The 20,716-nt window shown below is 40.9% G+C and carries 12 protein-coding genes and 6 pseudogenes; 14 read left to right on the top strand and 4 right to left on the bottom strand.

From position 1 onward, the window contains the following. Positions 1–11: 11 nt before the first annotated feature. A pseudogene (gene purD / locus JCM19043_RS11250) lies at positions 12–1,261 on the top strand (phosphoribosylamine--glycine ligase). Between the two features lie 110 nt (positions 1,262–1,371). On the opposite strand, the pseudogene JCM19043_RS11255 reads toward purD, so the two are convergent. Further along, positions 1,372–2,692 (bottom strand): annotated as a pseudogene (locus tag JCM19043_RS11255) (6-phospho-beta-glucosidase). 236 nt (positions 2,693–2,928) lie between these two features. Here JCM19043_RS11255 and JCM19043_RS11260 point away from each other — a divergent pair. The 13 genes and pseudogenes from JCM19043_RS11260 (at position 2,929) to rlmD (ending at position 18,353) form a co-directional block, all read left to right on the top strand. Beyond that, positions 2,929–3,978, top strand: coding sequence for a DUF3048 domain-containing protein (locus JCM19043_RS11260; protein ID WP_231631525.1), 1,050 nt, complete (start codon positions 2,929–2,931; stop codon positions 3,976–3,978). A gap of 45 nt (positions 3,979–4,023) precedes the next feature. After that, the gene (locus JCM19043_RS11265) at positions 4,024–4,326 is read left to right on the top strand and encodes a YerC/YecD family TrpR-related protein (RefSeq protein ID WP_062322598.1); all 303 of its coding nucleotides are present in this window, start codon (positions 4,024–4,026) and stop codon (positions 4,324–4,326) included. Next, the gene (locus JCM19043_RS11270) at positions 4,327–5,313 is read left to right on the top strand and encodes a Gfo/Idh/MocA family protein (RefSeq protein WP_062322600.1); all 987 of its coding nucleotides are present in this window, start codon (positions 4,327–4,329) and stop codon (positions 5,311–5,313) included. Between the two features lie 189 nt (positions 5,314–5,502). Next, on the top strand, positions 5,503–6,228 hold the full coding sequence (locus JCM19043_RS11275; protein WP_062322602.1) for a Fic family protein: 726 nt from the start codon (positions 5,503–5,505) through the stop codon (positions 6,226–6,228). A gap of 121 nt (positions 6,229–6,349) precedes the next feature. Further along, positions 6,350–7,027 carry a heptaprenylglyceryl phosphate synthase gene (locus JCM19043_RS11280; RefSeq protein ID WP_062322604.1) on the top strand — a complete coding sequence of 226 codons (678 nt, stop codon included), beginning with the start codon at positions 6,350–6,352 and terminating at the stop codon, positions 7,025–7,027. Positions 7,028–7,039: 12 nt separating this feature from the next. Further along, positions 7,040–9,246 (top strand): annotated as a pseudogene (gene pcrA / locus JCM19043_RS11285) (DNA helicase PcrA). 16 nt (positions 9,247–9,262) lie between these two features. Beyond that, positions 9,263–11,247 (top strand): annotated as a pseudogene (gene ligA / locus JCM19043_RS11290) (NAD-dependent DNA ligase LigA). Between the two features lie 17 nt (positions 11,248–11,264). Beyond that, positions 11,265–12,416, top strand: a complete 1,152-nt coding sequence (locus JCM19043_RS11295) for a CamS family sex pheromone protein (RefSeq protein WP_062322606.1) — start codon at positions 11,265–11,267, stop codon at positions 12,414–12,416. A gap of 118 nt (positions 12,417–12,534) precedes the next feature. After that, a complete protein-coding gene (gene gatC, locus JCM19043_RS11300; protein WP_062322609.1) occupies positions 12,535–12,825 on the top strand; it encodes an Asp-tRNA(Asn)/Glu-tRNA(Gln) amidotransferase subunit GatC in 291 nt (96 codons plus the stop codon). Between the two features lie 11 nt (positions 12,826–12,836). Further along, positions 12,837–14,315, top strand: a complete 1,479-nt coding sequence (gene gatA / locus JCM19043_RS11305; protein ID WP_062322611.1) for an Asp-tRNA(Asn)/Glu-tRNA(Gln) amidotransferase subunit GatA — start codon at positions 12,837–12,839, stop codon at positions 14,313–14,315. After that, a pseudogene (gene gatB / locus JCM19043_RS11310) lies at positions 14,316–15,743 on the top strand (Asp-tRNA(Asn)/Glu-tRNA(Gln) amidotransferase subunit GatB). A gap of 145 nt (positions 15,744–15,888) precedes the next feature. Further along, positions 15,889–16,843, top strand: a pseudogene (locus tag JCM19043_RS11315) (diacylglycerol kinase). Positions 16,844–16,976: 133 nt separating this feature from the next. Then, positions 16,977–18,353 carry a 23S rRNA (uracil(1939)-C(5))-methyltransferase RlmD gene (gene rlmD / locus JCM19043_RS11320; protein ID WP_062322613.1) on the top strand — a complete coding sequence of 459 codons (1,377 nt, stop codon included), beginning with the start codon at positions 16,977–16,979 and terminating at the stop codon, positions 18,351–18,353. Positions 18,354–18,358: 5 nt separating this feature from the next. Here the strand turns inward: rlmD and JCM19043_RS11325 are convergent, their stop codons facing one another. From JCM19043_RS11325 to JCM19043_RS11335, 3 genes are read right to left on the bottom strand one after another with little or no spacing between them, the layout of a single operon-like run. Next, positions 18,359–19,789: a recombinase family protein gene (locus JCM19043_RS11325; RefSeq protein ID WP_062322615.1), complete on the bottom strand. Its 1,431-nt coding sequence runs from the start codon at positions 19,787–19,789 to the stop codon at positions 18,359–18,361. A gap of 48 nt (positions 19,790–19,837) precedes the next feature. Further along, entirely contained in the window at positions 19,838–20,308 is a 471-nt protein-coding gene (locus tag JCM19043_RS11330; protein ID WP_062322617.1) for an ImmA/IrrE family metallo-endopeptidase, read from the bottom strand. 2 nt (positions 20,309–20,310) lie between these two features. Then, positions 20,311–20,643 carry a helix-turn-helix domain-containing protein gene (locus JCM19043_RS11335; protein WP_062322620.1) on the bottom strand — a complete coding sequence of 111 codons (333 nt, stop codon included), beginning with the start codon at positions 20,641–20,643 and terminating at the stop codon, positions 20,311–20,313. Positions 20,644–20,716 lie beyond the last annotated feature (73 nt).

Consider the following 20,716-nt stretch of genomic DNA (forward strand, 5'->3'; position numbering starts at 1 on the left):
GATAACTGAAGATGAAGGTACTTGTGATTGGTAGCGGTGGTCGTGAACATATGTTAGTAAAAACACTGAATATGTCATCTCGTGTATCTGAGGTGTTTGTCGCACCGGGTAATGCGGGGATTGGACTTGAGGCAACGTGTGTTGATATTAATGAAACAGATTTTGATCAGTTAATTGATGTTGCGAAAGAAAAGCAGATTGACTGGACCATCGTTGGTCCAGAAGTACCCTTGACCAAAGGGATTGTTAATGCCTTTAGAGAAGCGGGCTTAAAGATTTTTGGTCCAACGAAAGAAGCCGCCATCATTGAAGGTAGTAAAGATTTCACCAAAGCGTTAATGAAAAAGTATCAGGTTCCAACGGCAGACTATCAGACGTTTACGGATGCGAAACAAGCGATTAATTATATTAAGGCAAATGGCGCACCGATTGTCATTAAAGCAGATGGGTTAGCGGCTGGTAAAGGTGTGGTCGTTGCGATGACAGAAGAAGAGGCGATTGATGCGGTTGAAGATATGCTTCTTAATCATAGCTTTGGCGATTCTGGTGCCCGTGTGGTGATTGAAGAATTCCTAGACGGAGAAGAATTTTCACTGTTTGCGTTTGTTGAAGGTGAAAACGTCTATCCAATGATTCCAGCACGTGACCATAAGCGAGCGTTTGATTATGATGAAGGGCCAAATACAGGCGGTATGGGGGCATATAGCCCACTAGCTGATTTAGCGGACAGTCAGGTTGACTTTACGATTGAACACGTACTTAAACCTGTTGCTAAAGCGATGGTGAAAGAAGGTCGAGCATATACGGGGCTGTTGTACGCGGGTCTGATTGAAACAGAGGCTGGGGTTAAAGTCATTGAATTTAACGCGCGCTTTGGCGACCCTGAAACACAAGTTGTCTTGCCGTTATTGGAAAATGATCTCATCGATGTCATTGAAGCAGTAAGTGAAGGTCGTGATCTGCAGCTAACATTTAAGGATGCCTTTGCGATTGGGACGGTTGTGGCGGCCAAAGGTTATCCGGTACGTATGAAAAGGGTATAGCATTACCAAAACTTCCAGAAGATGAGGATTGTTACGTGATTCATGCCGGCACAAAACAAGTCGGTGATACCTTCGTCTCAAACGGTGGACGGGTCTTACTTGTTGGGTCGGTCAAGCCGACAATCAAAGAAGCGCACGAGGCGGTATATCGCTATTTAACCCACTTTGATCAAACGGATGATTTTTTCTACCGTAAAGATATCGGTAAAAAAGCCTAACGTAAACAATAGGTTATGAGCCATCTTTTAAAATTTCAAAGATAGCAAAGAAAAAAGCAGACCAAAGCGGTCTGCTTTTTTGTGGTAGCTAAAGTTAATCAAAACAAATGTTACTTGTTAAAAAACTGGGGTAAGTGATCTTTATGAGCTTCCATCATTTCATCGACTATCTCTCTTGCGACGGTATCAGATGGTGTGAGTGGATTAATTGATAGCGCTAGGACAGCTAAATCAACATCCCCTGTGACAGCTGCTTCGGCGCTTAAGCGTTCAAATGACTTAATTTGTTGAACAAGTCCACGTACCGCAACCGGTAAATCACCAATCGCAATCGGTTTCGGTCCATCTTTTGTGATCACTGAACTAATTTCTACCGCTGAATCATCTGGAATTGAGGCAATCGCACCGTTGTTCCGAGTGTTTACCGGTTGAATGTCACGTTTATCATTGTAAATTGAGGTAATCAGACGCACGGCCGCATCAGAATAATAGGCCCCACCACGTTCTTCGAGTTGCGGTGGCTTAATATCGAGTGTGTCATCTTTATATAGTTCAAATAATTCTTTCTCTAGTTTCGATACAACTTCTGCACGTGTGCCTTGTTCATCAGCTTCTTTTTTGTTGTTTTTCTAACATATCTCGGTGTTTGTAATAATAGTTGTGATACGGGCAAGTGAGCACGCCGAGGGCACGGATAAAGGACGGGTCATAGCCAATCCCTTCAATGTTTTTCACAAAGCTTGTTTGTTTTGGGTCGGTGAGTTTTTCAACGACGTGTTCGGTCACATTCTCCCCATCTAAGAACACATTTAAACCGTACACCATATGATTTAATCCGGCAAAATCAATCCGAATTCGGCTATGGTCAACATCGAGTAATTTACTGACGCCCATCTCAATGCCAATCGGTACATTACAAAGTCCCACAACTTTTTCAATGTTTGAGTAACGTAAGACAGCTTCAGTGACCATCCCGGCAGGATTCGTGAAGTTAATCAGCCAAGCGTCAGGACAGAGACGTTCCATATCACGGGTAATGTCTAGAATCACCGGAATCGTTCGTAACCCCTTAAATAAGCCGCCCGGTCCGTTCGTCTCTTGGCCAATCACATCATATTTGAGTGGAATCCGTTCATCTTTTTTGCGGGCTTCAAGTAACCCGACGCGAAACTGCGTGGTTACAAAATCGGCCTCTTTTAGTGCTTCTTCACGGTCGAGTGAGAGTTCAACCCGAATATCTAAGCCTGCTTTTTTGATCATGCGCTTGGCTAAGTTACCGACGATCTCTAACTTTTCCTTTCCTGCTTCAATATCCACAAGCCATAATTCAGTCAGTGGAAATTCATCGTATCGTTTAATAAACCCTTCAATTAATTCTGGCGTGTAACTTGAACCGCCACCAATCGTTGCGACTTTTAACTTCTTTGTCATCTGTATTGCCCCCTTAAGTGTTGTTAGATTTAGCTTAATACAACGGAAAGTTTGCGACTAGTCATTTTATGTATTCGGTTTCAAAAGACACCTATTGGGACATGTTTCGTATTTGACACACTGTGTTACAAATGGTTGCGTTTAAGCTCTTTTTGGTTACGCAATAATTTCGTTACCCGGTAAGGGGTGAGATTTGTTATACTAGACAGTAGAGTAACGAACTAACAGAGTAAAGGATGAGTCAGGTGAAAAAAATCGTCGTCGTAACATTAGTCTTGATCGGTCTTGTTTTAGCAGGATGTAATGAAGAAGAAGCCAAACCAATCCAAGACCAACAGAAAAAAGAACCGACAGAACAAGTCCATGAACCTATCGATGTAGGAAGTAAAGATCCAGATATTATGGCCCCACTGACAGGTGAAGCGATTGATCAACCGTTAGATAACCGCATCATTGCGGTGATGGTCAATAACCATCCAAAAGCACGACCACAATCTGGATTATCAGTTGCGGATATTGTCTTTGAAATATTGGCAGAAGGTAATATTACTCGACTTATGGCGATGTTTCATAGTCAAGTGCCTGATGTGATTGGACCGGTGCGCAGTGCGCGTCCTTATTACTTTAATTTAGCCGACGACTACGGTGCACTCTATATTTACCACGGGGCAGCGGGATTCATTGAAGATATGTTAAAAAACGGGGCCGCTGATTATTTAAACGGTGCGTATTACGACAATAATCAAACGCTTTTTAAACGGGAATCATTTAGAGTAGCGCCGCACAACTCTTATTTACTAACTAATGGGATAGAAGCTACGGCAACGAATAAAGGCTACTCAGTCGAACAATCACCTGAGCCGTTGACGTTTATTCGAGAAGATATTGAAACGACAGAAACGGCCAGCGACATTTCTTTTTCATACGGAAATGAAACAACACGCTACGTATACGATGCGGTCTCAGAAACGTATACGAGATTTAATGATCAAGCACAAACGAAAGAGTTGAGTGATGAGACGCCAATCACCTTAGATAATATCTTCATTTTAGAGACTTATCATGAAGTGGTTGATAGTGCAGGGCGTCGTGAAATTGACTTTGCTTCAGGCGGTGACGCTTTACTGCTTCAAAAAGGTTATGTCAAACGCGTCAAATGGGAAAACCGTGACGGGCGCTTGTTGCCAGTCGAAGATGGGGAGGTTGTTCCTTTTGTCCCAGGACAAACATGGGTCAATGTCTTACCAACGTCACGTGGTATCGATACTGTTACAATGACAGACTAACAGGATGAGTATAAATGGTAGAAGATTTTAAAAGGGGGAAATTTGATGCAGATTGATAAATTACGCGGAGAACAACTGGATCAATTATTTGATGCGATTTTGTCACTAGAATCGCGTGAGGAATGTTATCAATTTTTTGATGACATCGCCACAATGAATGAAATACAAGCACTGACACAGCGGTTAACGGTCGCTAAAATGTTATCAGAAGGTCAAACGTATCACGCGATTGTAGAAGAATCACACGCGTCTACAACGACGATTTCACGGGTAAAACGTTGTTTAACTTACGGTAGTGGTGGATATGATACCGTACTAAAAAGACTAGCGGATAAGGGGGACGAATAAATGTTGAGACTAGGTGTGATAGGAACGAACTGGATTACGGACCGCTTTTTAGATGCGGCCCACCAAACGGGTGAGTTACAGCTAACGGCTGTCTACTCACGAACAGAAGAAAAAGCGAAACAATTCGCAAAGAAGTACGAGGTAGACACAACCTTTACTCAACTCTCTGACTTTTTTAAAAGTGACGCTTTCGATGCTGTGTATATCGCCAGTCCAACCGCACTTCATGCGACTCAAGCGATTCAGGCAATGGAGCATAAAAAACATGTCTTAGTTGAAAAGCCGATGGCGTCTAACGTGCGTGAAGCGGAAAAAATGTTTGCGGTCGCAGAAAAAGAAGGGGTCGTTTTAATGGAAGCAATGAAAACGACACATTTACCTAACTTTGACTTAGTCAAAGACTTAATCGAAGAAATTAAACCTGTTCGTCGCGTCATCGCAAACTTTTGTCAATATTCTTCTCGTTATGATCGCTACAAAGAAGGTGAAGTGCTCAATGCCTTTAAACCTGAATTATCCAATGGATCGTTAATGGATATCGGTATTTATACGATTTATCCTATCATCAAGCTCTTTGGTCAACCGAAAGAGATTCAAGCCTCAGCCATGATGTTAGACACAGGTGTCGATGGCAGTGGGACTGTTTTACTCAGCTATGATGAACTAGAAGCCAATATGATCTTTTCTAAAATCACCAACAGCGCCCTCCCGTCAGAAATTCAAGGGGAAAACGGATCGATTGTGATTGATAAATGGAGTGATATGTCAGGCATTCACTTGGTTGATAAAGAAGGTCATAAAGAGGAGCGCTCTCTTGAACAATTAACTAATTCTATGGGATATGAAGCGCGTCATTTTGCTGAACTTATTAAAACAGGGCAAACAGAAAGTGATATTAATACGTTTAATACGTCATTAGAAACGATGAAAGTGTTAGATGAAGCCCGTCGTCAAATTGGGGTCGTTTACCCGGCAGATGAAAAATAATTTTTTGTTTAAATCATAATCAAAGAAACGTGCCAGTCATTCAACGGATGTCATTCGATTTCTGTGATAAGATGAGTTATCAAAAAATGAAGACCTTTGAACGTTGATGACTGGTTAACTTGGTTACTTTACTCATAGCGACTGCTTACCTTAGTGAGAATTCAGACCAATTGAAAGGGCGTTATAATTATGCTGAATACATGTCAATTAGAAGAGTATCTTCAAGATGTTCTCGTACGTTTAGCGCATCATTCGTCTGCAATCGAGGGAAATACGATAACGTTGCCTGATACGGTGTCTATTATTTTACATAATACATTGCCTGGTGGTTATAGTAGACGTGAATTTTTTGAAATAGAAAATCACCGAGATGCTTTTGCTTATGTCATTGAACAATTGCAAGATAAGCAACCATTAAATCTTACTGTCTTAAAGGATATCCATGAAAAACTTATGGATCGATTACTCGTTGATAAAGGCCAATTCAAAACAAGTGAAAATGCGATTCAAGGTGCTGATTTTCTAACGGCATCTCCAAAGGAAACACCTTTCTTAATGCAGCAATGGGTGGATAATCTTAATTATCAACTAGAAAGTGTCAGTAAAGATAGAGACATTTTAAGGGTGATTATGGACTTCCATATTCAATTTGAACGCATTCACCCATTTTCAGATGGTAACGGGAGAACTGGCCGGATGTTGATGAATTACGCATTAATACAGCATGACTTACCACCATTGATCATTCAAGCAAAGGATAAAGCTGCTTATGTTAACTATTTGGCGAAACAAGATATTGATGGCATTACTAAGTTTTCTTATGAGTTGATTTGTGATGAAACCCGAAGAATGCAACGATTTAATAACAAAGAAAAAGTGCAAATGAAAGAACGTCATGATGAATATGAAAGATAAGGTGTTTTAGAAAAATACGCTGACACAAGGCGTATTTTTTCTTGTTTTTTTGTACGTTTCAACATAGCTGGCACAGATTTTGTTATAATGAAATGATGAATAAGTCTTGGAGGAATAAACAATGAAGACAATCGATACGTGGCAACACGTTTTTAAATTAGATCCCGCAAAATCTTTAACCGATGATGAACTTGACCTGGTCTGTGAATCTGGAACAGATGCCATCATCGTTGGTGGAACAGATAACGTCACCTTAGATGGTGTGCTTGACCTACTTAGTCATATTCGTCGCTATGAAGTGACGGTGGCACTTGAAGTATCAAACATAGAAGCCGTTACGCCAGGTTTTGACTATTATCTCATTCCAATGGTACTTAATAGTACGGAGAAGAAATGGATGATGGACACGCAACATGAGGCGATAAAATCGTTCGGGCCGATGATTCCCTTTAACGACCTTGTAGCTGAAGGTTACTGTATTATGAATCCTGATGCTAAAGCCTACAAACTCGCAGACTGTAAGCTACCAACAGTAGAAGATGCGGTCGGGTATGCGAAAATGGCGGAACACCTCTTCCACTTACCTGTCTTTTACTTGGAGTACTCAGGTACAAAAGGAGACACAGACGTGTTAAAGAAAGTGGCAAGTGAGCTATCAAAGACACAGCTCATCTACGGTGGTGGTATCAGAACACGTGAGGATGCCAAAGAAATGAAACAATATGCTGATACGATTGTTGTCGGCAATAGTTTATATACCGATTTTAACCAAGCAATTAAAACAGTGAAGCTCAATTAAGGAGGCGTTTTTGTGAACCATCCGTTATTACAAGGATTAAATCCAAAACAACAAGAAGCAGTTAAACATACCGATGGTCCTTTGCTTATTATGGCCGGGGCGGGTAGTGGGAAAACCCGCGTACTCACGCATCGGATTGCCTATTTACTCGATGAAAAAGACGTCTCACCTTTTAGCGTCTTAGCGATTACCTTTACCAATAAAGCGGCACGCGAAATGAAAGAACGAGTCGAAAAACTTGTTGGCCCAGATGCGAAAAATATGTGGGTCTCGACCTTTCACTCGATGTGTGTGCGTATCTTACGCCGGGATATTGACCGGATTGGCTATAGTAAGCAATTTACGATTTTTGATAGTGCCGATCAGTTGACAGTGATTAAAAACATTTTGAAAAATCAAAACCTCGATACGAAAAAGTTTGAACCTCGTGCGATGTTAGGTATGATTAGTCAGGCGAAAAATGAACTGTTGTCGGCGAAAGATTATGCGAAAGAGGCGTATGACTATTACACGAAAGTGGTCGCCGATGTCTATAAGGCTTATGAGAAAATCTTGCGCAAAAACCAAGCCCTTGATTTTGATGACTTGATTATGCAGACCATCGTCCTCTTTCAACAAGTACCGGACGTGTTACATTATTATCAACGCAAATTTCAATATATCCATGTCGATGAGTATCAAGATACCAATCATGCGCAGTACATGTTAGTGAAGCTCTTAGCGGCGCGCTTTAAAAATGTCTGTGTTGTAGGTGACCAAGATCAATCGATTTATGGCTGGCGCGGGGCAGATATTAAAAATATTTTATCCTTTGAACAAGACTATCCACAGGCGAAGACGATTCTGTTAGAACAGAACTACCGCTCAACCAAACCTATTTTAGATGCGGCTAACGCGGTGATTGAGCATAATAAAAACCGGATCAAGAAAAATCTGTGGACAGACAACCGTGAGGGTGAAAAAATCATCTATCATGAGGCAGAAACAGAACGCTATGAAGCGTTTTATGTGGCGGATAAAATCAGTGATGCGGTGAGAGCGGGCCGTTTTAATTACCGTGATTTTGCGGTCCTTTACCGGACAAACGCCCAGTCGCGTGCAATTGAGGAAACGTTCGTTAAAGCAAATATCCCTTATCAGATGGTCGGTGGGACGAAGTTCTATGACCGAAAAGAAATTAAAGATATTTTAGCTTACTTAAGACTCATTTCAAACCCAGATGACGATGTCAGCTTTAGCCGAGTTGTCAATGAACCGAAACGTGGGATTGGTAAAACAAGCTTAGAAAAACTGCAGCACTATGCTGATTTACATGATATTTCTCTAATGACCGCCATTAAAGAAGTTGATTTTATTGGCTTAAGTAAACGAGCCACCAATCAGTTACTGCAATTTAGCGAGATGGTGATGAATTGGTATAAGAAACAAGCATTTTTAAGTGCCACCGATATGGTGAATGATGTATTAGAAGAGACCGAATATGAAGACATGTATCAACGAGATCCTTCAATCGAAGCCCAAACACGACTTGAAAATATTAATGAATTTAAATCGGTCACGAAACATTTTGAAGCACAAGCAGAAGATCAATCATTGGTTAGCTTTTTAACGGATTTAGCCTGATTAGTGATATTGACCGGTTAGAAGACGGTGAGGATGCCGATAATAAGGTGACACTCATGACACTACATGCGGCTAAAGGATTAGAGTTTCCAGTTGTGTTCTTAATCGGTCTAGAAGAAACGGTCTTTCCCCATAGCCGGTCCATGATGGACGAAGAGGAAATGGATGAGGAACGCCGTCTTTGTTATGTCGGGATTACCCGGGCTGAAAAAGAGTTGCACGTGACCCATGCGAATATGCGGACATTGTACGGCCGCACGAACTTTAATGGTCGCAGCCGGTTTATTGATGAAATACCGAAAGATTTAATCGAAGGCTTTGGCGATGATGTCGTTGAGTTAGATGACACTCCGTTTGGTTTACCTGCACGTGGCGTGGCACCTGCTAAACCGAAGCGTCGTCCAGTCAAACAACCGTCACCAGGCGCTCATGCTGAGTGGAATGTTGGGGATAAGGCAGAACATAAAAAATGGGGCGTGGGTACGGTCGTAAAAGTATCCGGTAAACCAGATGAACGTGAGCTTGACATTGCCTTCCCAGCACCCGTCGGACTCAAGCGACTCATGGCACAATTTGCCCCAATAACGAAAAAATAACGGGAGGACCAACGTGATGGAAGTAAAAGAAGAGATCGAAGCGTTAAAAGAGAAGCTTGTTAAATATAATCATGAATATTACGTGTTGGATCAGCCATCGGTGCCGGATAGTGAGTACGACCGACTGATCCAGCGGCTGATTAAACTTGAAGAGGAGCACCCAGAACTAAAAACGGCGGACTCACCTACGGTGCGTGTCGGCGGAAAAGTGTTGGATGCCTTCATCAAAGTTGACCACCAAACACCGATGTTATCGCTCGGAAACGCGTTTAATGAGGCGGATTTGCGCCTCTTTGATGGGCGAGTAAAAGAGGCGCTCGGAAAAACGGATGTGCCGTATGTATGTGAACTTAAAATTGATGGTTTAGCTGTCTCATTAACGTATGAAGATGGTCAGTTTACGCTTGGTGCGACGCGTGGTGACGGTTCGACGGGTGAGAACATTACTGAAAACTTAAAAACGATTCGGACGATCCCACTAAAGGTAGACGCAACCGGTCGGTTAGAAGTACGCGGGGAAGCGTTTATGCCAAAAGCCTCTTTCGAGAAGTTAAACGAAGCAAGACTTGAAAATGACGAGGAACCGTTTGCGAATCCGCGTAACGCAGCTGCTGGGTCACTTCGTCAGCTCGACAGTAAGGTGGCGGCTAAGCGGAACTTAGATATTTTTCTTTATGCGGTTGGCGCGGCGCCTGTTGAAAAAGAGGCGCACAGTGCTACTTAACCTACTTAGAGACACTTGGCTTTAAAACAAATAAAGAACGAGAAGTGTGTCAGTCTATGGATGACGTGATCGACTATATCCATCGGTGGACAACTAAACGTGCGAACCTTTCCTATGAAATTGACGGGATTGTTGTGAAGGTCGATGATATAGCGGCCCAACAACAACTCGGCTTTACCGCAAAAAGTCCGCGCTGGGCCATTGCGTATAAGTTTCCGGCTGAAGAAGTCGTCACCACACTTGAAGATGTAGAGTTTAGTGTGGGACGTACCGGCGTTGTCACACCAACAGCTATTTTAACACCGGTCAAGGTCGCAGGAACAACCGTCAGCCGCGCGTCGCTTCATAACGGTGATTTTATCGAAGAAAAAGATATTCGCTTAAAAGATCACGTGATTATTAAAAAAGCTGGCGACATTATTCCAGAAGTCGTGCGAGTGATTGAAGATGCGCGACCAGCCGATTCTGTACCGTTTCACATGCCAACGCAATGTCCAAGTTGTGACTCAGAACTGGTTCAATTAGAAGGAGAAGTGGCACTGCGCTGTTTGAATCCACAGTGTCCAGCTCAGCTCACTGAAGGTCTCGCCCACTTTGTCTCGCGTCTTGCGATGAATATTGATGGGTTAGGTGAGAAAGTCGTTGAACAACTCTATCATGCCGGTCTTGTGAAAGATGTGAGTGATCTTTATTACTTACAGCGTGACGATGTAATAAACCTCGAGCGCATGGGTGAAAAATCCGTTGATAACCTATTAGCGGCCATTGAGGCGTCAAAAAATAATTCATTGGAGCGATTATTGTTTGGTTTAGGGATTCGTTTTATCGGTTCAAAAGCAGCTAAAACGTTAGCCATCGCTTTTGAAACTATGGATAACTTAAAGCAACAAGACAAAGAAGCGCTGATGGCTGTCGATGAGATTGGCGATAAAATGGCCGATGCCGTCGTTAAGTATTTTAATGAACCCCATGTAGATGTGTTACTGAATAGATTAAAGAACCAAGGCGTGAATATGTCATATACCGGCCCAAAAGCACCGGAAGTTGTGGATGAAACGTTTAATGATAAGACGTTTGTCATTACTGGTACATTAGAAAATTACAAACGTCAAGAACTGAAAGCATTGTTAGAGGCGCGAGGGGCTAAAGTAACTGGCAGTGTGTCGAAAAAGACAGATGTGTTAATTGCTGGTGAAGAAGCAGGATCCAAGTTAGATAAAGCTGAAAAACTCGGCATTACGATTTGGGATGAAACGACATTAACTGACCAATTATGAAAGAGAGGAGGCATTACATGAAACGACTCATATCGATGATTATATTATCTATCGTTGTTGGCTGTGCACCGCAGTATGATGAAAATGATGAAGTAATTGATGAAACGTTGCCAGGTGAGGAACAAGAAACAGCGATTATCCCAAACTATCAAGTCGATGAATCAGATTATCAAGTCTTGTTGCCATATCGTCTAAGTGAATCGCGTGGTGTAACGACGAATCAAATCGCCAATCGGATTGATATCCGGGCGTTTGAAAATGATTTAAGACGTCATTCAACGGATGTGTTTGATCCTGACGATTACTTCTTTCAAGAAGGTCAACAAATTGGACGCAGTGAATTATATAGTTGGCTTGAGCGCTACAGTGAAGCATCACAATATGGACTCAATCCAGCGGTCTCTTACACAGAGGACAGCTCATTGGAAGAGAAACTGGCAGATGAACGAGACAATCCAAAATATTTAACGCATATTTTAGAACAAAACTTTTTAGTACGAACAGAAGAAGACACGGTTAAACTGGCAGGTATTTCTCTAGGAATTGCGATGAAATCAGAATATCAGTTTCAAACAGAAATAGGCGGACCATTTTATTATGAATCAATTTCAACTGAAAAGATGATGACAGAAGCGAAGCGTGTCGCATCAGAAGCGGTTACCCGTTTGCGTCAAAAAGACGGCTTAATGGATGTGCCAATAATGGTTGCGATTTATCAAGAAGCAGCGCGTAACAGTTTAGTCCCCGGCCATATGGTTGCTAAAACAGTGGTTGACGCCGGGTCTGGTAATGTGAGCGGTTGGGAATCAATTGAAGAAGAGTACGTGCTATTTCCGTCCGCGCGGGCAAGAGAAGTAGACCCGGATTTATCAGCGATTGTGGCTGACTTCCAAGAGGATATTCGTGAGTTTTTTCCGAATTATGTTGGCTTAGTAGGGGAAGGCTTTTATCAAGGTGATCAATTAAGAAAACTAACATTAGAGATTCCACTCACTTTTCAAGGTCAAGCAGAAATCAATGGTTTTACACAATATGTGTACGGCTTAGTCATGGATAGTTTTCAAACCCATTATGACTTAGAAGTGGTTATTAAGTCAGATCAACAGCAAGAGAGTCTCATTATGCGAGAGCGTGATGCAGAGAAAGCGACCGTCTATATTTATGAATAACGCTAACTTCTGAAATCTTCAGATAATTTGATAGAGTAGTTGCCTAAACTATGAAAAGTTTGCTATTATCATAAGTATGTTTAAATAAAGGGACGTAACATAACCGGAGGTGAATGAAATGACAGACATTTCAAAAGATCAAGTAAGACATGTCGCTCACTTAGCACGTTTAGCGGTAAGTGAAGAAGAAGTCGATAGGATGACAAAACAATTAGGTGATATCATTCATTATGCAGAGTTATTAAATGAACTCGATACAACAGGTGTGGAGCCAACCACACACGTACTCGATTTGAAAAATGTGATGCGTAAAGATGAGCCACGTAAGTGGATCACACGAGAAGACGCACTGAAAAATGCACCAGATCAAAAAGATGGTCAATTTAAAGTACCAACAATTTTAGAGTAGGGGGGATTCACATGACAGTATTTGATTATACGTTAGAACAGCTACAAGCGAAGCTACATAGTAAGGAAGTGACGGTAACAGACCTTGTACAAGCATCTTTTGACCGCATCGATGAAGTAGAAGATGAAGTCAAATCATTTCTAACATTAAATAAAGAACAAGCGTTAGAAAAAGCGAAGCAATTAGATGAAAATATGCCCGAAAAAACAAATCCGTTATATGGTATCCCAGCTGGGATTAAAGATAACATTGTCACAAAGGGCCTAAGAACAACGTGCGCGAGTCAATTTTTGAGTAATTTTGATGATCCGTTATATGATGCAACTGTTATGGAGAAGTTAAATAAAGAACAAGCAGTTGTCATTGGCAAGTTAAACATGGATGAATTTGCGATGGGTTCAACAACGGAGAATTCAGGTTATTACGATACACGTAACCCATGGAACACGGATTATGTCCCAGGCGGGTCAAGTGGTGGTTCAGCTGCCTCTGTTGCTGCAGGTGAAGTGTTTTATTCACTTGGTTCAGATACCGGCGGTTCGATTCGTCAACCGGCGTCATTTTGTGGGGTTGTTGGATTAAAGCCGACGTATGGCTTAGTATCCCGTTTTGGTCTTGTTGCGTTTGCCTCATCCCTTGATCAAATCGGACCACTCACACGAACAGTAGAAGATAATGCGTATGTCTTACAAGCGATTGCTGGCCATGACAACATGGATTCAACGTCAGCAAATGTGGACGTTCCTAACTACCATGACGCGCTTAAAGACGGTGTGAAGGGTCTTAAAATTGCTGTGCCAAAAGAATATTTATCAAGTCAAGAAGGCATTCAACCAGAAGTGCGAGAAAAAGTTGAAGCAGCCCTTGAGGTATTTAAATCATTAGGCGCAACGGTTGATGAAGTATCATTGCCACACTCGAAATATGCTGTTGCTGCTTATTACTTACTCGCTTCATCTGAAGCAAGTGCCAACCTTGCCCGCTTTGATGGGATTCGTTATGGTCAGCGTGCAGAAAATGCGGAGAACTTAATTGATCTCTTTAAAAAATCACGTAGCGAAGGTTTTGGCGATGAAGTGAAACGTCGTATTATGCTTGGGACATTCGCACTAAGTTCAGGTTACTATGATGCGTACTATAAAAAGGCTCAACAAGTGCGGACATTAATCAAACAAGACTTTGACAAAGTCTTTGAAGACTATGATGTGATCATTGGACCAACATCACCAACACCAGCCTATAAGATTGGTGAAAAAATTGATGATCCACTCACTATGTATGCTGATGATGTCTTAACGATTCCGGTTAACCTTGCGGGTGTACCAGGTATGTCGCTTCCATGTGGTTTCAGTAAAGACAATCATTTACCGATTGGGTTACAAATCATTGCGAAGCACTTTGATGAGAAAACGATTTACCGTGCAGCCTATGCCTATGAACAAGCAACGGAACATCATAAAGAACGCCCAAATTTGGGAGGTGCAAAATAAATGAACTTTGAAACAATTATCGGACTAGAAGTCCACGTAGAATTAAAAACAGATTCTAAAATCTTTAGCCCAAGTTTTAACCACTTTGGTGCTGAACCGAACGAAAATATTAGCCCGATTGATTTAGGCTATCCAGGTGTGTTACCTGTCTTGAACGAAGAAGCTGTAAATTTTGCGATGAAAGCCGCGATGGCTTTAAATTGTGAGATTGCAACAGATACAAAATTTGACCGTAAAAACTATTTCTATCCTGATAACCCAAAAGCGTATCAAATTTCACAATTTGACCAACCGATTGGGAGAATGGTTACATTGATATCGAAGTGGACGGTAAAACTAAACGGATTGGTATTACGCGTCTGCACTTAGAAGAAGATGCTGGTAAACTGTCGCACACGGATGAAGGGTATTCTCTTGTTGACTTTAACCGTCAAGGGACGCCACTCGTTGAGATCGTATCGGAACCAGATCTACGCTCACCAGCAGAAGCGTATGCGTATTTAGAAAAGTTAAAGAATATTATTCAATATACTGGCGTCTCTGACTGTAAGATGGAGGAGGGATCCCTTCGTTGTGATGCAAATATTTCCCTTCGTCCAATCGGACAGGATGAATTTGGCGTAAAAGCAGAACTTAAAAACTTAAACTCCTTCTCATTTGTTCAAAAAGGGCTTGAATTTGAAGAGAAGCGCCAACAAAAAGTGTTGATGTCAGGTGGCGAAATTCTTCAAGAGACCCGTCGTTATGATGAACAAACAAAAGAGACGATTCTGATGCGGGTTAAAGAAGGATCAGATGATTACCGTTACTTCCCAGAACCAGATCTTGTGCCGCTTTACATTGATGACGCTTGGAAAGAACGGATTCGTGCAGAAATTCCTGAGTTACCAGATGCACGTAAAAAGCGTTACGTCGAAGACTTAAACTTACCAGCCTACGATGCGATGGTTCTCACACAAACGAAAGAAATGTCTGATTTCTTTGAAGCAGCGATTAAAACAGGGCCGATGTGAAACAAGCGTCGAACTGGTTAATGGGTGAAGTGTCAGCTTACCTTAACAAGGAACAAAAAGAACTGCATGATCTACCAATGACACCAGAAGCGCTTGCGCGCATGATTACGTTGATTGAAGACGGCACGATTTCATCTAAGATGGCGAAGAAAGTCTTCAGTGAACTCGTTCAAAATGGTGGTAACCAGATGAGATCGTCAAAGCTAAAGGCTTAGTTCAAATTTCAGATGAAGGTCAACTAACAGACATTATTACCGCGATCTTAGACCAGAATGAACAATCGATTATCGATTTCAAAAATGGTAAAGATAAAGCGATTGGTTTCTTAGTCGGTCAAGTAATGAAACAGACTAAAGGTCAAGCAAACCCACCAATGGTAAATAAAATCTTGATGCAAGAGATTAATAAACGATAAACACGAAAACATAAAGAAATACTTATCGACAAAAGGCTATCAATCACTTATTGATAGCCTTTTGATGTGAAAAGTGATATGATTTTGACGTGATACTTATAAAAATGAAACATATATATAGATAGAAGGAGTAAGGGGGATAATCATGAAGCGTGCACGAATTATTTATAATCCAACATCAGGAAGAGAAGGGTTTAAACAAAAGCTTCCCGATGTCTTAGTGACTTTTGAACAAGCAGGATTTATTACATCTGCCCATCAAACAACCGCAAAAGGTGATGCGACAACGGCGGCGCGATTTGCCTGTGAAGAACGTTATGATTTAATTATTGCGGTTGGTGGCGATGGCACGATTAATGAAGTCATCTCTGGCATGGCCGAACAACCGCATCGACCAACGCTTGGGATTATCCCTGCAGGTACTACGAATGATTTTGCGCGGGCATTAAAAATTCCGCGTCAAATTGATAAAGCCGTCCAAAGTATTTTAAATGGGACAAAAGAAGCACTGGATATTGGTAAGGTTAACGATCACTATTTCATTAACATTGCCGGTGGAGGAAAGATTACCGAAGTGTCATATGAAGTGCCAAGTAAGTTAAAAACTGTTCTCGGTCAGCTTGCTTATGTGATTAAAGGTGTTGAAATGTTGCCGCGACTCCGTCCGATTCGTACGCGGATTGAATATGACGGTAAAGTAATGGAAGAGGATATTATGTTATTTTTAATTGCGAATTCGAATTCGGTAGGGGCTTTGAAAAGTTAGCACCCGATGCCCGAATGAATGATGGGGTCTTTGATTTATTTGTCTTAAAGAAATCGAATGTGGCTGAATTTATTCGCGTGATTTCTGATGCACTTAGAGGCCAACATGTCTCTAATAAAAATGTTTTTCATGCGACGGCGAGTGAAATTAAAGTCACGACAGACGAAACAATGCAACTCAATGTGATGGTGAGTTCGGGGGATTATTACCAGGGCATTTTATTAATTTAAAAGAGCATATCACCTGCATCTTACCGACAGATGAACAAAAAGAAGCGGATGAAAAGAAACAGATTCTCGAATCGATTGAGTTTCCAGAGGATGCATCCGAGTAAGGTTAGAAAAGATTCCTTCTTTAAGGAGTCTTTTTGTATTTCCCGGGAAATACTGTCGAATGTAGGACTTTTAAAAATAGTGAGATTCTGCTACACTTACAACAGCAAATGAAGATAAAGGACGTTGAAAATAATGAGTAAGCACGCACCTGTAAAGAAAAATCAAACGATTACGTTAAGTTTTGAAGATATGACCCATGAAGGGAATGGGGTAGGGAAATTAGACGGTTATCCCGTCTTTGTCCCGAATACGTTACCTGGGGAAGAGGCTGACGTTAAGATCATATTCGTGAAGAAAAACTTCGCGATTGGTAAATTAGTTGAACTAAAAAAAGAAAGCCCTCACCGAGTAGAACCACCATGTGCGGTCTATCATCAGTGCGGGGGATGTCAGCTGCAGCATATGGATTACGAGATGCAGCTTGAGATGAAGCGCCAACAAGTCGAGAATGTCTTTAAAAAGATTGCCCATATTACCGATGTTGAAGTCAAACCAACACTCGGGATGGAAGACCCTTGGCGTTATCGTAATAAAGTTCAAATTCCTGTCGGTGAGAAAAATGGCGAATTAATCACTGGTTTTTACCGAAAGAAAAGCCATGAAATTATTGACGGCATGGAGACGTGTATCATTACCGATGAAGTGAATGATACCGTTGTTGAAAAAGTAAGAGCGATCGCAAGTTCACTCGGTATCCGGGCATATGACGAAAAGATTCATAAAGGCACCTTGCGTCACATTGTTGTCAGACGCGGAAAACAAACGGGTCAATTAATGTTAGTACTCGTCACAAGAACGAAAACATTGCCACATAAACAAGCGTTGCTTGACGAGATTATCAAAGCTTTCCCGAAAATTGATTCAATCATCCAAAATGTGAATAGTCAGCGGACGAATGTGATTTTAGGTAAAGAAACAATCACGTTGTATGGGTCAGATTATATTTATGACACGATTGGTGATGTGAAGTTTGCCATTTCAGCTAAGTCATTTTATCAAGTGAATCCAGATCAAACGAAAGTCTTGTATGACCAAGCACTCGCCTTTGCTGGACTGACTGGTAAAGAAACGGTCATTGATGCGTATTGTGGTATTGGGACGATTTCACTCTTTTTAGCCCAACAAGCAAAACAGGTCTACGGTGTAGAAATTGTGCCAGAAGCCATTGATGATGCGAAGAAAAATGCTGAACTTAATAATATTACCAATGCCGAATTTGTCGTCGGTGAAGCAGAAAAAGTCATGCCTTGGTGGACGGCTCAAGGATTAAGACCTGACGTGATTGTCGTTGATCCCCCGCGTAAAGGTTGTGATGAAGCCTTACTAAAAGCCATGATTGATATGGGACCTAAACGGATTGTTTATGTTTCATGTAACCCGGCTACATTAGCGCGTGATGTCAAAATGTTAGCCGATCATTATGACGTGAAACAGATTCAACCGGTAGACATGTTTCCGCAAACGAGTCACGTCGAGACTATTTGTAGTCTTATCAAAAAAGAAAAATAATAACCCTACATGAAGGCCCATTGAATTTCGATGTTGCCGTTCAGTATAGAAATATGATCGATGAGAGAATGGATTAAATTTCTCTTTTCGTCAACAGTCCCGTTTTCAAAGGTGTATGTGGCACGGCTAAGTATCTCGATAGCTTTGTCTGTTGAGATTGTCGGCTCACTAATGTCAATATCCCTTAAATCTTTTGTAAGATGATATTTTTCGTCATTGAGATGTTCAATTCGTTCTGTAATTTTATCGAACGGCATGTTATTATTTTGATATAGGTCTAACATTCGACTAATCTGTTTATCGAGTTCAGCTATCCGGCTTTCGATAATGGATTGGTCGTTTTCTTTTTTAGGTACTTGACCTTTAATTTCATTAATACGTGATGGATCGAACGCTAATTTCTTAATCTCCTCGATGATAATTGGCTCTAACTTGACCACAGCAAAACTAGTGTTTTTACAAGTAGGATCAACGACAAGATTTTTATTAGTCTTTGCACGTGAGTAGCAAGTGTAATAGGGGTAATAGCGTTTATTCTCGCCTCGACCGCTATAGTTTCCTTTGGCAAAATATCGTGCTCCGCAATTCCCACAATATAAAAGTCCGGTCAACAAGTGTTTAGACTTGAACGGATTGGACTTACCTTTTATATTACTCCTAGCAGCATAACGTTTATTCGCCTCGTTAAATACTTCTTCATCAATAATTGGCTGATGTTTCCCATCATAGCTTTTACCGCCAAACGTAACTTTACCTATATACAAGTTATTTGTGATGACATTACGCACCACGCTATGACTCCCCCAGTTTCCTGACTTATAAGTATACTTACTATTCATTGTCTTTTGTATGCGATCGATAGGTGTGTCATTTAAGAAAAGTTTAAATACTTTTCGGACTTGCATCGCTTCGTATTCATTGATAATCAACGCACCACCTACATAGTCGTATCCAATTGGTATAAACCCACCGCCGTGGAAATATCCTTCTTTCGCCCGCTCCACTCGCCCCATGTGCGATCGTTCTTTAATTTGTTCGCGTTCCAATTGCGCAAAGACTGACAATATGCCAATCATAGCTCTTCCGAATGGGGATGAAGTGTCAAAGTTCTCATTAATTGATACGAAGTTAACGTGATGTTTTAGAAAGACATCCTCAATCAAGTACAGCGTGTCTTTTTGCGACCGTGACAGCCTGTCTAGTTTGTATACTAAAACGTTATTAATTTTATTTTGTCTAACGTCATGAATCAACTTAGTTAAACCAGACCGTTCCATGTTTGATCCACTGAACCCAGCGTCAGTATAGATATCATAAATTGTCCAATCTTTTATGCTGCAATAACTTTTTAACTTCTCCGTTTGTGCACCGATTGAGTAACCTTCCATCGCTTGTTCCTGTGTTGACACACGCACATAAATCGCTGTTTTATTCATTGTATTTTCTAACTCCTTTCAATTACGAACGTTTTGTTCTTTTGTGGGTTAAAAATTTTTATATTCAAACCATTCGAAAACTGCTAGTGGTTCAAAACGGATTGTAAAACCTTTGAATTCTACAAACAAACCGTACTTCTCTTTATAGCGTTCTAGCGCTTCGTCTAAAAAATCTTCAGTCACTGATAAGAATTCAGCTAGCTCAAATTTACTTGAAATTAGATTTTTATGTGCTTCAATAAATTTGTTTAAAGGTATAACTTTTTCATAGGCCCATGACCTGGCACGTTTTTCCTGTTTTATATTGTTCGTCTTAGACTGATTAAGTATATTACCGACCGAAGTATAATGATGTCCTAGCTCTTCGGCTAATACACACCCTCTTTTCGCTATACCGGTTATTGATTTATTAATCCAAATAACATTATCGCTATACAAACCTTTAGTCCCCATTTTCATTTCGTACACTTCAATATCATTTTCGTCACATTCGATTAACAAATTATCATACAGGGTCATATTTAATCCCCTTTCGATTTTCGAGCTTCACGTCTCATTGCTACAAAACGTTTGAACTCTTCGATTTCCTCTAATTCTTCCTCTGTAAAGTTATAGCTGTCATGATGCGCTGCAATTGTTTCTGGTTCATCTAAATATTCCTGGTCTGTTCGGCCAAGTAAATAATCAGCAGAGACATTAAAGTAATCTGCAATCTCTTTTAACTTTTCTGAGCTAGGGTTAGTCTTTTTTAAGCGATAAAGAGTATTTTTTGAATAACCCATATCGTCTTCTACATCATTAATTGATTTACCTTGTTTATTAGCCAAATATTTTAATCTCTCAAATAGCGCCATATCAACACTCTCCTATACGCTACCCAAAATAATTAAAATAAATGCATAAAAAAACCTTTACAAAATTACGCAA

The organism is Halolactibacillus sp. JCM 19043 (assembly GCF_001310395.1).
GTDB lineage: Bacteria > Bacillota > Bacilli > Bacillales > Amphibacillaceae > Halolactibacillus > Halolactibacillus miurensis.

What these genes read in the sequence shown, in the direction of transcription:
- JCM19043_RS11265 (WP_062322598.1), top strand. Translation starts at nt 4,024, where the DNA reads ATGCAGATTGATAAATTACGCGGAGAACAACTGGATCAATTATTTGAT.
- JCM19043_RS11280 (WP_062322604.1), top strand. Translation starts at nt 6,350, where the DNA reads ATGAAGACAATCGATACGTGGCAACACGTTTTTAAATTAGATCCCGCA.
- JCM19043_RS11335 (WP_062322620.1), bottom strand. Translation starts at nt 20,643, where the DNA reads ATGGCGCTATTTGAGAGATTAAAATATTTGGCTAATAAACAAGGTAAA.
- JCM19043_RS11270 (WP_062322600.1), top strand. Translation starts at nt 4,327, where the DNA reads ATGTTGAGACTAGGTGTGATAGGAACGAACTGGATTACGGACCGCTTT.
- JCM19043_RS11330 (WP_062322617.1), bottom strand. Translation starts at nt 20,308, where the DNA reads ATGACCCTGTATGATAATTTGTTAATCGAATGTGACGAAAATGATATT.
- JCM19043_RS11325 (WP_062322615.1), bottom strand. Translation starts at nt 19,789, where the DNA reads ATGAATAAAACAGCGATTTATGTGCGTGTGTCAACACAGGAACAAGCG.
- rlmD (WP_062322613.1), top strand. Translation starts at nt 16,977, where the DNA reads ATGAGTAAGCACGCACCTGTAAAGAAAAATCAAACGATTACGTTAAGT.
- gatC (WP_062322609.1), top strand. Translation starts at nt 12,535, where the DNA reads ATGACAGACATTTCAAAAGATCAAGTAAGACATGTCGCTCACTTAGCA.
- JCM19043_RS11275 (WP_062322602.1), top strand. Translation starts at nt 5,503, where the DNA reads ATGCTGAATACATGTCAATTAGAAGAGTATCTTCAAGATGTTCTCGTA.
- JCM19043_RS11295 (WP_062322606.1), top strand. Translation starts at nt 11,265, where the DNA reads ATGAAACGACTCATATCGATGATTATATTATCTATCGTTGTTGGCTGT.
- gatA (WP_062322611.1), top strand. Translation starts at nt 12,837, where the DNA reads ATGACAGTATTTGATTATACGTTAGAACAGCTACAAGCGAAGCTACAT.
- JCM19043_RS11260 (WP_231631525.1), top strand. Translation starts at nt 2,929, where the DNA reads ATGAGTCAGGTGAAAAAAATCGTCGTCGTAACATTAGTCTTGATCGGT.